Here is a 14877-nt window from a genome sequence, read left to right on the forward strand (position 1 = left end):
GTCTTAGAAAAAACCAAAGACCACATCTCATCACATTCTCTAACCAATTTACCTTTTGGTTTGTCCGAAACCTTTATTTGACGGGGGACAGCCGCCAGTTTATTGTTGACATAGTTTTGTAACCATGACCAACTTACCCCTATTACTCTAGCAATTCCTCGCAAGGAAATTCGTTCGAGTAAGAGTTTATCAATTAATTGTTTGGTTTCGTCAGAGACGGTTTTATTAGTGGGATTGATCACAAACTGACGACCACACTCTTTACCTTGACGTTTGGGTTTTCCATTATGAATAGAACCATTCTTGATCCTATGGTGAGAACCACAATTAGGACAGGGGAATAGAGGTGAAGGGGGTACTTTGTTCGGTGCTAGACTGATATTTGAGTAAGCCAGACAGGAGCCAGAAAAAGATATTTATTAGAAAAGTCATGATCAAGCTAGAGGTTTAAAGACTGATTGGGTTCCAATTATTTTTATTCATAAATATTTTACACAATTCATACCAGGTAAGCAAGAGGGCTACGGCACTACTACCGAATCATTACCCGTTTCTTTAGGTGGCTGACCGAGAATCAGGATGTGTTTGCCGCTTATCAAGCCAGTTTCGGCTTTGTTTGGGCTTAAAATTTGTTGAAGTCCCACTAGAAGCATTCAGTCATCAGTTTTTTGTCATGCCCACTACTGCCCAACAAGTTTATAATCAAGTGGTTTGTAACTTATCATCTGGGGAACGTTTGCGATTGGCCACAATCATTCTCAATCAACTTGTCGGACAACAACAACCATCGCTCGATCAAAGTGATACCTGGACTGAGGAGGATCAGATCGATCTTGTCAATTTTTCCCTAAACTACGCGGCCAAAACTTTCTCTGATGTGGAGGGGATTTAATTGGTGACGTTTTCTTCTGGAGATGTGGTGACAATTGATTTTCCCGGTGTGACAGGAATTAAGTGCCGTCCGGCTGTGGTTTTGTCATCCGATGATGGAAAACCATAAGGGCAAGTTATGGCGAATACTAAACAATTTAGTCAACGACATAACCCCTTGTCCCCTAACCCTACGATTTTTTACTAAAATAACTGATATAGTCATTTCAGATAAGTCTGATACAATCTAGACCAGTTAAACCCTTATGAACTCTGGCATTGATATTCTCAATCTTAATTGAAATGACTATAACTGATAACTGATAACTGATAACTGATAACTGATTATGTCTCGTCGTCAACTGTTGAGTTTTTTAATTGCAGTAATTCTGGCATTTTTTGCCTTTATTCCCGATGCTAACGCTTTAGGTGGCCCCCAACCCCCTTTAAATCAACCGGCACCCGATTTTACCCTACCGACTAACACGGGAGAAGGGAATATTTCCCTATCGGATTATCGGGGTAAGTGGGTAGTTTTATATTTTTATCCCAAGGATTTTACCCCCGGCTGTACCCTAGAAGCGCGGCGTTTTCAGCAGGATTTGCCGAAATATATGGCTAAAAATACGCAAGTTTTAGGGGTAAGTGCCGATGATGTCGATTCTCATGCGGAATTTTGTGACTCGGAGGGGTTAAAATTTCCCTTACTGGCAGATACTACCGGAGATGTTAGTAAAGCTTATGGTTCTTGGATGGGTTATGTTTCCCTGCGTCATACCTATCTTATCGATCCGCAAGGGATTTTAAAAGAGATTTATTTAGGGGTAAATCCTGCCATTCACAGCGCCGAAGTTTTAGCACGTTTAGAGGAATTACAGGCGAGTTCTTGAGATAATTGCTCTTGAATCTAGAAATTATCTTGATAAAAGCTATCTGCAGCCGATGGGATAAAAAAAATCCCGACCACGATTTTTTCATCGGTGGGGGATATAGATTAACAACCTTAACCGAGATAATCAGGACTAATTGCAATTATCGTCCTTATCACCCTTACAGTCACGGTTTTGTAAAATTAGCGGCCAAGAGGAATGGTCAAAATGGTTATCTTGACTATTAACCGCTAAAGTGTGAGGAATTGAACCTAACAGCAAGGAGGCCACAACAAACAAGGTTAACGAGATTTTCATGGTTTTACTCCCTTAGACACTATCAGGTAATTGACCTATTTTTACCATAGGGCCTTCCTTCTCGGATGTCAGTCCCATTGCCAAGAGGGAAAAAGGGGTTAACATGGAAAAAAAGGGAATATAAGTAGAATAAAGTAGAACCGGATGAAACCACAGGGATGGGACGAGTTTCTTAAACATCTAGCTAGAGAATACGGTGTTCAAGGCAAATTAAAAGAGATTTTTTTAGTTCGTTTTGCCTACGAAAATTGGCGCAAACCGGATGAGGAAATTTGGGAAATGGCTGAGGCCGCCAGCCATGAAACCTATAAAAAACAAATGACTAAAATCTATAGCTATTTCTCGGCAGATAAAGATAATGGCTGTCCCGAACTCGAATTAGGTAGTAAAGGGCCGGGTAAGTTCCAAATCCTCCGAGAATGGTTCAAAGATATCAAATATCCTCAATGGAAAAATCACCCCACCCCGATACTAGCAGAAAAATCAGTTATAGATACTTATATTAGCCGCCCTCCCGTCGAAAGCGACTGTTATCAAGAAATTAATCGTCCGGGGTCACTCATTCGCATTAAATCCCCCGAAAAGACCGGTAAAACTTCTCTCCTTAAACATCTGCTCGCTCAGGCAGATAGTTGGGGACATAGCACAGTTTATATTAATTGTCAAGTGGCAGAAAAGGCGATGTTTGCCAGTTTAGACCGATTTTGTCGCTGGTTTTCGGCAAATGTCAGCCGAGAATTGGGTTTAAAGCCTCAATTAGATGAATATTGGGACGAGGAACTATTTGGCAGTTTAATCAGTTGTCAAACCTATTTTCAGTCCTATCTTTTGGAACAGATTAACGGGCCGCTCTTTTTGGCCCTAGATAATTTAGACAGAATTTTCGAGTATCCCGACATCGCTAGGGATTTTCTGCCGCTTTTGCGCTGTTGGCACGAAGAAGCTAATAATTTAGAAATCTGGCAGAATTTGCGGTTAGCGATTGCTAATTCCACGGAAATCTATATTCAATTGGACGCTAATCAATCTCCCTTTAATGTCGGTCGCGCGATTAAATTACCCGGTTTTAGCCTCGAACAACTGGAAAACTTGGCTAGTAGCTACGGATTGCCTAAAAATGACGATAATCAGCGTTTTATCGGGGATTTAATCGCTCTAGTTGCTGGTCATCCCTATCTTAGCCGTTTGGCCCTGGAAGCGCGGGTGCGCGGGGAAAAAAATATTCTCCCTAATGCTGCTACCCAAGGGGGAATTTATGCGGCACACCTGCGTCATCACTGGGATAATCTGCAAAAACAGCCGGAATTATTGACAGCGATGGGGGAAGTGGTTAATTCTTCCGATAAGGGAGCGCGATTAGAACCGATTACTGCCTATAAACTGGAAAGTATGGGTTTAATTCAGCTAAAAGGCGATCTAGCCCAGCCTAGCTGTCAATTATATCAGCTTTACTTCCGAGAGGAACAGACCAGCAGCGATCTCTAGTGGATAATTAGACACCGATAAGCATCCGGTGCGCTCAAAGATTGTTCAACTTGCTAAAGATTGTAGTTCGGAAGTGCCATAAACTCTCACGATTTTGTCTTGGCAGGCCGTGGCGATATAATTACCGTCGGGACTAAAACAAACGGAATAGATTTTCTGGGGATGGGGAATAGAAATAATGGCTTTTCCTGCTTTTAAATCCCATAATTTTAATCTTTTATCATCACTACCACTGGCTAATAGTTGATTATTAGGACTAACACTAACTGAATTGATATGATCACTATGTTCTAGGGTGGGTGAGGGGACAATAATCGAAAAAATTGCCCGATAAATTAAGTATTGACCGTAACCTAACTAAAAAAGGCTGCTATTTAGGGACGCTATAGGGTAAGATTAACTATTAGGGTGGAATTTATTGCCGATTTTAATCTTGTCCTAACCGAGCAAAATTAGCAATTGAATGTGTAATTTAAAATATCTATCCCGTCAATCTCATCTAACCGCAAATGCTTAAAATTTTAGTTGATGGTACACCGATAAGACAAAATCCTAGCGGAATTGGATTATATGCTTATCACCTGATTGCCGAATTAGCTAAATTACAAAACCAAGAAAACTTTTCCCTGTCCCTCTGTTTTCAACCATCGGTAAAAAACTGGCTGCGGGGTAATCTTTCTATCCCCGAAAAACTGCAATCCTATCCAGAAGTTAAATGTTTACCAATTCCCGTCAGTCTTAGCAATATCTTAACCAGATTTCCTAATCCTCTAATTCCCTATCTAGAAAACTTTCTTGATTCTCCCGATATTCTCCACGGATTGGATCATGTGGTGTATCCTTGTCGTCAGAGTCGCAAAGTTATGACTATTCATGATGTTACTTTTATTAAATATCCTGAGTTTGTCACGGGGATTGTCAAAACCTATACCCAACGGATTAAACAATCTCTACAATGGACAGATTTAGTTATTGCTAACTCCGCAAGTACCAAACGGGATATTATTGAATATTTAGATGTAACCCCAGAGAAAATTTTTGTTACTCCCCTCGCAAGTCGTTATTCTTCTCCCCCAAATTCTCCCTCATCTCTAACTATCACTAAACCCTATTTACTCTTTGTTAGTACCCTAGAACCACGAAAAAATATTATTAATCTTATCACCGCTTTTAACTATCTCAAGTACAGGTATAAATTAGACCATAATCTGATTCTGATTGGCAAAAAAGGATGGAAGTATCAACCAATTTTCGATAAAATATCTCAGTCTCCCTTTCGAGATAGTATCCAACATCTTGATTATCTTGCTGATGACTTAGTTGCGGATTATTATCAAAAAGCCGATGTTTTTGTCTATCCTTCTTTTTATGAAGGTTTTGGATTACCAGTTTTAGAAGCGATGACTTTAGGTTGTCCTGTGGTAACTGCTAATACTGCATCCTTACCCGAAGTCACGGGAGACTCGGCAATATTAATTAATCCGGATAATTCCCTAGAAATTGCTGCGGCAATCTATCAAGTTATTAGTGATACTTCTCTCCGTCAAAAATTAATCACTAAAGGAAAAAAACAAGCGGCAAAATTCTCTTGGCAAAAAACCGCACAAGCTACTATAAAAGCTTATCGTTCTCTTTTATAATAAGTAAGTAGTTATAATTAAATTGAAGATGGATCCCCCCTTAATCCCCCCTTGATAAGGGGGGTGCTGATCACCCCTTAATCCCCCCTTGATAAGGGGGGTGTCTGACAACTTTTAACACCTACCTACTTAACTAGCTAATATCTATGAATAGGAATCATCAATTATTAATCAATCTCGCTTTTCTCGGTACTAAATATACTGGATTGACTACCTATACTAAAAATCTAATTCCCCAATTAGCTAACTTAAATCCTACCCTAATCACTTCTAATAGTTACCCAGATTTTAACACCTATCCTGTCTCGGCAAACCTCACCCAAGAGCAGGGAACGAAAGGCAATATTAAGCGCTTAATTTGGACAGAAACCCAACTCTATCAAACCTATCAACAATTGAAATCCTCTCTGCTATTTACCCCCATTCCCGAAGCACCTATTTATGGAAATTGCCGCTATATTGTCACAGTTCATGATTTAATTCCCCTGCGATTCCTGAAATTTTCTCCTCTAACTTTTTATAATAAATACTATTTACCTCAAGTCCTGAAAAAAGCCACACATATTATCGCTGTTTCCCAAGCAACTGCCGCCGATATTAATAAGTTTTTTAAGATACCTCTTGACAAAATAACCGTGATTTTTTCTGGATATGATTCTGATAATTTTCGTCCTCTAAATCTGGCGACTCGTCCCTATTTTCTCTATCTTGGTCGTTATGATCCTCATAAAAATATCGGTCGTTTAATTACTGCTTTTTCCCAAATCGATCCCGAATATCAATTATTAATTGTCGGTCAATTTGACCCCCGTTTTACCCCTACTCTACAGCAACAGGTAGAAGCATTATCAATCTCTCAACGAGTGCAATTTTTAAACTATGTTTCCTATGAAGAATTGCCGCAACTTTTAAACCAAGCAACTGCTTTAGTTTATCCCTCCCTTTGGGAAGGTTTCGGATTACCTGTACTAGAAGCGATCGCCTGTGGAACTCCTGTGATTACTTCTAATCTTTCCTCTCTCCCGGAAGTCACAGGAGATGCGGCAATTTTAATTAATCCCTATAGTATCGATGAGATGAGGGAGGCAATGCAGCAAATCGCTAAAAATAACCAATTGCGTCTTAAATTAAAATCCCTGAGTCGCCAACGCGCCGAGCTTTTTAGTTGGGAAAAAACCGGTCAAGAAACCGCCACAATTCTGCAAAGTTTTCTCTAAAAATGGTGATAAAAAATTTATCAATCATTGTCGGATGAGTTATACTAAATCCGTTGAGTAACGCACAGAAAACGGGTTTCTCCGAGAAACCCGTTTTCTACTCATGCAAAAGGCAACAGGGTGAATAAATAATCAGTTTTTAATAACCGGATTTAGCATCAACTCGTAGTAGATGGATTCATGAATCCATCTACTTGGGGGGGAGATTCAGTGTTAATTCCTATATATTATTGTGCCATTCTTCGGGAATTTGAGCAACTTTTTCCTTACCATTAGGCTGATGAATAGGTTTTCCTAAAGGACGAATTTTGAGATTTCCTTGCCAATAAGCGGCGATTCTTTCCTTGGCAATTTTCACATATTCTGCTTCTTTTTCACTCCCCATCACTCGACGATTGTGCATAATACTAGCAATCAGAGAAGTTCCGACTCCGGCAAAGGGATCAAAAACCCAATCCCCCTCATTTGTCAAGGCTAAAACACATCTTTCTACTAATTCGATCGGATATTGACAAGGATGAATAGTTTTCTCTGGATGATTAGATTTAACGTTAGGAATATCCCACAGTAACTCATCCCATTCTTGTGCCAAAAACTCCCAAACATCGCTGGGATTTTTTCCTAAAGGATTACCAGAGGGTTTACCGATATTTTTACCTTTAAAATGGCGCTTACCAGGGTATTTAGCGGGGATTCTCACCGGATCAAGATTAAAGGTATATTTATCGGTTTTTGTCAACCACAAAATAGTTTCATATCTGCCAGAAAATCTTTTAGAGGTATGTAATCCATGACCAAAATGCCAGACAATTCTATTTCTTAAAAAGAAACCCATTTGTTTAAATAGCTGATAATAAAAAATATCTAAAGGATAAACTTCTCCCTCTTGAACGAAATTTCCCACCTGCCAGCAAATACTGCCATTATCTTGCAAGATTCTAGAGAATTCTCGCAGAATTTTGGTTTGGGTTTCCAGATAAGTATCCAAAGAGATTTTTTTTTCGTAGTCTTTTCCTAAATTGTAGGGAGGAGAAGTAATAATCAAGCTCACAGAATTATCTGGTATAGTCTTGATAAAATTATTGGTATCTCCTTGATAAAGAATTATTTCGGCATCAGGTTGATAAAAGTCTCGCACTGATTTTGACTGAGAAAATAAGGGCAACTGATTCATAGACAATTTAGCAGAGAAGAGCCACTTTTAATTAGGGTTTGCGGCAAAAAGTTTTTCCTGGGGGCAGGGTGTGGGGTGTGGGGTGTGGGGTGTGGGGTGTGGGGTGTGGGGTTTTACCCATTTTACATCCAATATTCAAGAGAGCCAGTTTTTTCAAACAATTAATGTCATCTATAGCCAGCAAAGATATAAAAAAAATTCTACTTTTTTAGATAAAAATCGGGAAGAAAATTTTAACTTTTTTCTATTCTTCCCTCAATTGAGATTAGCTCAAACCCGGAACGCACTCACCTAATTCCACCGTAAAAGGTTGCCAAGGACGAGGATCAATTACCTTTGTCGGCAAAGCATGGGATGTTAATAATTCTTGAAAGGATTCGGGACTACCCCCAGCACTTAACACCGCCATCAATAATCCTTTAAACTCGATATCACCACCGGCAGCCGTAGAAATAATATATTGAGGCTGCAAGCGTTGACAGACTGCTAAGGCGCTTTCTTGTCCTTTGATTACCGGTCCGAGGAAAGGTATTTTTAAGTCAATCAAAGGAGTGATAATCACGGAGATTTTACCAAGAGAATCGAGGCTAGGAGAATGATAACCGTGGGGTTCGTAGTAGATACTCTGATTTGTCGCTAATTCCTTGATAACATAACCATTTTCCACCAGAGTCGGCCCGACTGGAGAACCGGGGACAGCAGTAATTTCGATCGCATTGTCAAAGATATAACTAGCACCGTGGGTTAAAGGGATGGGATGGGTATAATTGAGCGCTCGAACGACTTTTTCGGCATTAGGAGAAGCTACCACGGGAATTTGGCGATCGAGTACCTGTAAAGTAGGAGGATGGGCGTGATCTTCCAAACCTTGGGAGAGAAGAATCAGATCGATATGTTCGGGAATGGCATGATTAGCGGTTTTTTTGCCCTCAAATAGCCAAGTTAAATTACCAAAAGTCAGGGAACCTACCAACCAAGGATCGAGAAGCAGGCGTTTTCCCCCGATTTCGATTAACCAAGAATTACTATCAAGCCAAGTTAACTGCATATAACAAGAATGAGGATTTTCTTAATTTAATTTAACATTACCATTAATTTTTCTGCGCTTGGGGGTTTTTCAGTCATCAGTGAATGCCATTCATAGCAGTTATCTTAATGGTGAGGGAGGAAGTCTCTGGTTTTAGGGAACGGGCAACAGTAGCCAGTCGTCTGGGGATGATACCAAATTAGGTTACACTTCATCTTGAGGAGAAACGCTGTCACACTCCTCACTCAATGCTGGTCACTGAAAACCCAAATCTGATTACTGATTACTGATTACTGATTACTGATCACTGATCACTGATTAGTCAAGGCTTAAGAAATAGGGAAAGTTTAGCTATCTTAGGGAAAGTAGGCGCTAAAAGGGGAGGAAGAACGCATCAGCCGAGACTGAATTTCTATGACTAAACGTACCTTCGGTGTTATCGGACTAGCTGTCATGGGAGAAAATCTCGCTCTCAATGTGGAGAGTCGGGGTTTTCCTATAGCTGTTTACAATCGCACCGCCAGCAAAACTCAAGAATTTATGGAAACTCGCGCCGTCGGCAAAGATGTCAAGGCGGCCTATAGTTTAGAAGAATTCGTCCAAATTTTAGAGCGTCCCCGCAAAATTCTGGTCATGGTAAAAGCTGGCCCGCCGGTGGATGCCGTGATTGAACAATTAAAACCCCTTCTCGAAGAAGGAGATATGATTATCGATGGCGGTAACTCCCTCTATGAGGACACAGAAAGACGCACCCGCGACCTAGAATCGACCACTAAACTCGGTTTTGTCGGTATGGGAGTCAGTGGTGGCGAAGAAGGCGCTCTGCACGGTCCTTCCCTGATGCCGGGGGGTACAGAGTTCGCCTATCGGGAATTAGAGCCGATTTTAACCAAAATTGCCGCCCAAGTCGATGATGGTCCCTGTGTCACCTACGTGGGACCCGGGGGTGCGGGCCATTATGTGAAAATGGTTCACAATGGCATCGAGTACGGCGATATGCAGTTAATTGCGGAAGCCTACGATGTGCTGAAAAATGGTCTAGGACTAAGCAATCAGCAGTTACAGGAAACTTTCACCGAGTGGAATCGCACCGATGAGCTTAATTCTTATTTAATTGAAATTACCGCCGATATCTTTAAGTATGTTGACCCGGAAACCGGTCATCATTTGGTAGATTTAATCTTGGATTCGGCGGGACAAAAGGGAACCGGACGCTGGACCGTGTTAAGTTCCTTGGAGTTGGGGGTGTCAATTCCGACTATTTATGCTGCGGTTAATGCTCGCGTGATGTCCGCTTATAAGGATGAACGGGTGGCCGCCGCAAAAGAGTTACCCGGACCGGGGGAAACCTATCCGGGGGATGCGGCACTATTTGTGAATAAGGTGCGTGATGCTCTTTACTGCTCGAAAATGTGTTCCTATGCCCAGGGTATGGCCTTAATCGCTAAAGCTTCTCAGGAGTTTAACTATAATATCAGTCTGCCGGAATCAGCCCGGATCTGGAAGGGCGGCTGTATTATTCGGGCCGGTTTCTTGGATAAAATTCGCAAAGCTTTTGCGGAAAATCCGGGGCTGCCGAATTTGTTGTTAGCGCCGGAATTTAAGCAAAGTATCCTCGATCGCCAAGAAGCCTGGCGTGAGGTGTTAGTCTTGGCTAATAAGTTGGGAATTCCTGTCCCGGCTTTTAGTTCTTCTTTGGACTATTTTGATAGTTATCGTCGGGCCAATTTACCGCAAAATCTCACCCAAGCACAACGGGATTATTTTGGCGCTCATACCTACGAACGTACCGATAAACCCAGAGGTGAGTTTTTCCATACGGAATGGATGACTGAATCCTAAAGCTATCTAATATCTTCTCCCCTTTTTATTTCTGGTAAAAAGGGGAATTTTTTGGCTATCGGTCAAGAAATTTCGATAACCCTTGGGCAAATTGTTCGGCAGTCATGCTCCCACCTCGGTTGGCAGGGACTAAAAGAGAGCCGGTGCTGAGAAGTAACTCCCTGGTTGCCAATCGCTTCTAGGTGTTGAGCAGTGCCATAACCCTTGTGACGAGCGAGTCCATAATCGGGATAGCGTCTGTGCCAACGAGTAATTAAGTCATCGCGCCAGACTTTGGCCACGATACTAGCCGCCGCAATTACCGGGGATTGTTGATCTCCCTGAATTACCGCCTTTTGGGGGATTGACAAATCTTTAATAATGTGCTTGCCATCGACCCAGCAGAGACTGGGGGAAAGGGGTAATTTCCCGATAGCTCTGCTCATCGCCAGTAGGGAGGCATGAAAAATATTCAAGCGATCGATCTCTTTCACCGTAGCATAACCGATGCGACAAACAAAATCCCGTTGTATTTGCTGGCTCAACTTTTGCCGTTTTTGGGGGCTAAGTTGCTTACTATCCTTCACCCCCAACTCCCACAGCCGCGCAAAACCAGAGGGGACAGTGACCACTACCGCCGCCACCACGGGGCCAAATAAAGCCCCGCGCCCCACCTCATCGACACCGGCAATTAAGGGTTCTGCGCTCATGACTCATCGACAGTGGCGGAGGAACGACGACGACGACGACGCAGCACCGCGGTTTCAGGCTCTATTTGTGGCTCCTCTGTCACCTCGGCGCTCACCGGGGTCTCGAAAGGAATGACTTCGCCCAGAAAAACTGGAGTTTCGGTCGTAATCGGTTCGGGCGTAAAAGTCACTGGTGGACTAGCTTCTTGGTTGATTTCCTGACTAACTTCGCTAGTGGTGGAACGACGACGACGGCGCACCAAGGAGTGATTTTCGGCTTCCTCGCCGATTTCCGTCGCTTCTACCGGGGTGTCCTCGACTTCTAGGGTAGGAGTCAAGGATATTTCAGGAGTAACAGGCATTTCTGGGTTTTCCGCTTCTCTTTCCCCTGCCAGTTTCACGGAAACAATCACCGATTTCGGGTCTTTAAACTCCTTATCCACCAGAATCAGGGGAGAAATGCCCATTAAAGAATAAACTTCCTGTTCTACCGGGGTCATTTCCACGGAAACCCGCTCCCGTTCGCTGACGGGGATATTTTTGGCGGCGCTGGCATCTTCTCCCCGTTTCGAGAGACGGGCGGGGCGTTCTCGTTTTTCCTCAAAGCGTTGGGGTTCTGATTCCGGCTCGATTTCGTTGTTAACACCGTTAGTAGAGGCTTTTTCGCCCCGTTCCTCTTTTAGTAACAGTTCCGAGGGACGACGACGGCGGCGACGGCGAGAATTATTAACCTGTTCTTGATAGTTGGGATGGAAGGAAAGATCTATCTCTTGGGCGTTTTCTTCGGCCTCAAATTCAGAGAAAACTTCTAGATAGGGTTCGGCAGCGGCAACGCTAGGAGCGCTCTTATCGGGTAGAACTTTTGTATTAGTCGGAGCAATGACAAGGGTTTCTTTTTCCGCGCGGCTAAGGGTGGGGGTTTCTAGGGCGATGGCGTTGCCTTCTCCGGGTAGATGGGCTAAATGGCCCAGTCCGCCGCAATGGTCACAGGTTTTGCCGAATAATTCATAAATGTTTTTCCCCTGACGCTTACGAGTTAATTCCACTAACCCCAATTCCGATAATTGGGCAATCTGGGGCCGGGCCTTATCGCTTTTCAGGGCTTTATTAAACAATTCCAGCAGTTTCAACTGGTCGCGACGGGAATCCATATCGATGAAGTCCACCACCACCACACCGCCGATATTTCTCAAGCGCAGTTGTCGGGCGATTTCTGTGGCGGCCTCGCTATTAGTCCAGAGTACGGTTTCTCGGGCCGTGGCCGAACGGGTAAAGGAACCGGAGTTAACATCAATTACCGTTAAAGCTTCCGTCGGTTCGATGATAATGTAGCCGCCGGAGGGTAAATCAACCCGGGGTTTGAGGGCCTCGCGAATGGCGGCGTTAACCCGGAAATAGTCGAGAATTGGCTGGGTTTCCCGATGGGAGTCGATATAAACCCCTTCGAGAGCTTTGCCGCCGCCCCAGTTCGTCAATTGCTGTTTAACTCGTTTTACCGCCACCGGGTTATCCACAACAATGCGATTGACATCGGCACTGTACATATCCCGCAAAACCCTTTGAATAAAGTCATCATCGCGGTTAAGCAGGGCCGGGGCGCGGCTGCTGACGGCCATCTGTTGGATGCTCTCCCACTGTTTTTGCAGAAATTCCAAATCCTCGATAATCGCTTCTTCCGCTTTGCCTTCGGCCTCGGTGCGTACCAGCAAACCCATCCCCGCCGGTTTGACCAAAATCGCTAAAGCTCGTAAACGGGAGCGCTCGTCTTCACTGCGGATGCGACGGGAAAGATTCACCCCGCGACCATTGGGCATCAATACCAGATAACGACCAGGGAGAGTGACATTTCCCGTTAGTCGCGGTCCTTTATTGCCGGTGGGTTCCTTCATTACCTGTACCAGCACTTTTTGCTGGGGGGCCAGTAATTCCGTGATGGCACCGGCGGTTTTTTTCAGTCTTAAGGGGCCCAGGTCGGTGACATGGATAAAGCCATTGCGTTCCGCATCGCCAATATTGACGAAGGCTGCATCTATCCCGGGGATAACATTTTCTACTAATCCTAGATAGATGTCGCCCACCTGCTGATTACCTGTGGCTACAACTAATTCCTGAATTTGATCTTCCCAAAAAACAGCCGCTATATGGTGTTGTTCGGCTATGATTATTTGTTTTGGCATTCAATTTCCTCAATCTTTCGGTTTCAAAAGCGACGGACCATGGGCTATTTGTCTATGCTTTGAGGCTACTTCTGGAAATCTGGTCTTGTTAAGAAAGTTCTAAGAAGATGAGTCCGCATCGTTAAAGCCTCATCTTGATGTTCATCTGCCCCTCAGACGTGGGAACTGAGTCTTGGTTTCAGTTGTTAAGTCTGTTTGGCAAGTGCCGGCTTGACCCACAATTAGGTAAGCACAGCCAGGAGACGAGATTTTCAATTAATCCCTGAGTCTTGCTCGATAACAGCATTTTTTATCCGTTTCCGCCAGTTCTGTCTATCAGAATCTAGGAAAAAAGGAGTTTTTGAGTTACTCCCCTCGGCAACAGGTTTCTGTGGAAGGGAAAATAGCGCACTTTTCGATTTTCCAAAAACCACGATTCTTTTAAGAAATGCTTTAATCGAGTCTTATAGACGACTATAACTCACTCGGTCACTCTCTGACAAGATGATGATCCCCTGACCAAGATAATCACTCATAATCTAGTATGACCTGCACCCATTTGGGCGGACGAGAAATCGGATTACCGAGGCGATCAAGAACTAATAACGCCACTAAATGCACGGCAAATAAGTATAATAAACTATTGACAAATATGCCCACAACTGCTATCGATTGCACTTGCAGCAGCGTCGGTTTAGCGAGAATCCCTATCTGGGTGAAAATCCAATCGATAAAATTAGTCGCTTGGGTAATCACATATAACCAGAGATTTTCGCCTAAAAGAATTGAAAACAGCCAAAAACGAAAGAATAAACCAAAAGCCCCCAACAGTCCCCCAGTCAAGATAGAAAATTCCCAGCGCGCACCCCGGCGCCAGCATAGCCCCAATTGTAACCCCATCAAGCCGTGGGGAATCAAAAAGACGATACTGCGAGTCGGTCCCATTAACACCGACAAAAGTAAACTAGAAACTAATGCTGTCATCCAAGCACAACGAGCGCCCCAACGTAAATAGGCTAAAGCGATAGGAATCGGGAAGAAAACCCTTAATAAAGGTCCCAGGGGAAAATAATAGTCAATTAACCAGATTAAACTGGTAGCACTGGCCAAAAAAGCCGTTTCCACCGTGATCAGGGTAGCGATAGACTTGAGAGGAGATGCTTGGATAGGTTTGGTTGTGGGTTTATCTAGGGGTTTCTCCTCTTCCCCCAGATCTACCCAATTGGTTTCATCTATTGTCTCTTCTGAGGATTGAGCGGGAGAATTAGCGTTAGAATCGTTCATTCTATAATTTATCCGGTGGTCGGGACGGGTTGGCAAGCTATTCTTAGCTTAGACTTGTGACTCCCAGTCAGGCAAGAGGCAAAAGGGGGAATAAATAATCAGTCTTTAATAACTGGATTTAGTATGAGGTGTTAGGGGTAGGAGAATTTACGGGAAATTTCCCTGTTTCTACTGAAAAAAAACGGCTCTAAATAGGGTTTGCGGCAAAAAGTACGGGCGAATGAGTAGGTAGGGTGCGTTAGGAGCGCCACAATATTATTTAATTTACATTAATTACATAGGCGACGTAACGCACCAATATTATCCTAAATCCCTTGAGTAACCCAC

At 43.3% G+C, this 14877-nt stretch carries 12 protein-coding genes and 2 pseudogenes; 6 read left to right on the forward strand and 8 right to left on the reverse strand.

Features of this window, described 5'->3' with window-relative positions; translation table 11 throughout:
- Positions 1–432 (reverse strand): annotated as a pseudogene (locus tag IM500_RS05460) (IS1/IS1595 family N-terminal zinc-binding domain-containing protein); the annotation flags it as partial.
- Positions 433–673: 241 nt separating this feature from the next.
- Here IM500_RS05460 and IM500_RS05465 point away from each other — a divergent pair.
- Together IM500_RS05465 and IM500_RS05475 are read left to right on the forward strand one after the other, a co-directional pair.
- On the forward strand, positions 674–892 hold the full coding sequence (locus IM500_RS05465; protein ID WP_190723374.1) for a hypothetical protein: 219 nt from the start codon (positions 674–676) through the stop codon (positions 890–892).
- Between the two features lie 325 nt (positions 893–1217).
- Positions 1218–1760 carry a peroxiredoxin gene (locus IM500_RS05475; RefSeq protein ID WP_190723372.1) on the forward strand — a complete coding sequence of 181 codons (543 nt, stop codon included), beginning with the start codon at positions 1218–1220 and terminating at the stop codon, positions 1758–1760.
- A 132-nt stretch (positions 1761–1892) separates the two neighbouring features.
- Here IM500_RS05475 and IM500_RS05480 read toward each other — a convergent pair whose 3' ends face one another.
- On the reverse strand, positions 1893–2057 hold the full coding sequence (locus IM500_RS05480) for a hypothetical protein (RefSeq protein ID WP_172969329.1): 165 nt from the start codon (positions 2055–2057) through the stop codon (positions 1893–1895).
- Between the two features lie 144 nt (positions 2058–2201).
- Here IM500_RS05480 and IM500_RS05485 point away from each other — a divergent pair, with 144 nt between their 5' ends.
- Positions 2202–3542, forward strand: a complete 1341-nt coding sequence (locus IM500_RS05485) for an AAA-like domain-containing protein (RefSeq protein WP_190723370.1) — start codon at positions 2202–2204, stop codon at positions 3540–3542.
- A gap of 45 nt (positions 3543–3587) precedes the next feature.
- Here the strand turns inward: IM500_RS05485 and IM500_RS05490 are convergent.
- Positions 3588–3833, reverse strand: a pseudogene (locus IM500_RS05490) (WD40 repeat domain-containing protein); the annotation flags it as partial.
- 218 nt (positions 3834–4051) lie between these two features.
- Between IM500_RS05490 and IM500_RS05495 the strand changes: the two are divergent.
- Together IM500_RS05495 and IM500_RS05500 are read left to right on the forward strand one after the other, a co-directional pair.
- Positions 4052–5182 (forward strand): glycosyltransferase family 4 protein, encoded by a 1131-nt coding sequence (locus IM500_RS05495; RefSeq protein ID WP_287737915.1) that lies wholly within the window; start codon positions 4052–4054, stop codon positions 5180–5182.
- 146 nt (positions 5183–5328) lie between these two features.
- A complete protein-coding gene (locus tag IM500_RS05500) occupies positions 5329–6399 on the forward strand; it encodes a glycosyltransferase family 4 protein (protein ID WP_287737916.1) in 1071 nt (356 codons plus the stop codon).
- A 220-nt stretch (positions 6400–6619) separates the two neighbouring features.
- Here the strand turns inward: IM500_RS05500 and IM500_RS05505 are convergent, their stop codons facing one another.
- On the reverse strand, positions 6620–7573 hold the full coding sequence (locus tag IM500_RS05505; protein ID WP_287737917.1) for a DNA-methyltransferase: 954 nt from the start codon (positions 7571–7573) through the stop codon (positions 6620–6622).
- Positions 7574–7838: 265 nt separating this feature from the next.
- Positions 7839–8621 (reverse strand): MBL fold metallo-hydrolase, encoded by a 783-nt coding sequence (locus tag IM500_RS05510; protein WP_190723362.1) that lies wholly within the window; start codon positions 8619–8621, stop codon positions 7839–7841.
- A gap of 393 nt (positions 8622–9014) precedes the next feature.
- Between IM500_RS05510 and gnd the strand changes: the two genes are divergently transcribed.
- Positions 9015–10442, forward strand: coding sequence for a decarboxylating NADP(+)-dependent phosphogluconate dehydrogenase (gnd, locus tag IM500_RS05515; RefSeq protein WP_287737918.1), 1428 nt, complete (start codon positions 9015–9017; stop codon positions 10440–10442).
- A gap of 62 nt (positions 10443–10504) precedes the next feature.
- On the opposite strand, the gene rnhB is transcribed toward gnd, so the two are convergent.
- The 3 genes from rnhB to IM500_RS05530 form a co-directional block, all read right to left on the reverse strand.
- Positions 10505–11131 (reverse strand): ribonuclease HII, encoded by a 627-nt coding sequence (gene rnhB, locus IM500_RS05520; RefSeq protein ID WP_287737919.1) that lies wholly within the window; start codon positions 11129–11131, stop codon positions 10505–10507.
- Positions 11128–13287, reverse strand: a complete 2160-nt coding sequence (rne, locus tag IM500_RS05525; RefSeq protein ID WP_190723356.1) for a ribonuclease E — start codon at positions 13285–13287, stop codon at positions 11128–11130. The genes rnhB and rne overlap by 4 nt, the downstream gene beginning before the upstream one ends.
- 507 nt (positions 13288–13794) lie before the next feature.
- On the reverse strand, positions 13795–14550 hold the full coding sequence (locus tag IM500_RS05530; RefSeq protein WP_190723355.1) for a DUF2232 domain-containing protein: 756 nt from the start codon (positions 14548–14550) through the stop codon (positions 13795–13797).
- Positions 14551–14877 lie beyond the last annotated feature (327 nt).

It is taken from the genome of Microcystis sp. M179S2 (assembly GCF_020245805.1).
Classification (GTDB): domain Bacteria; phylum Cyanobacteriota; class Cyanobacteriia; order Cyanobacteriales; family Microcystaceae; genus Microcystis; species Microcystis aeruginosa.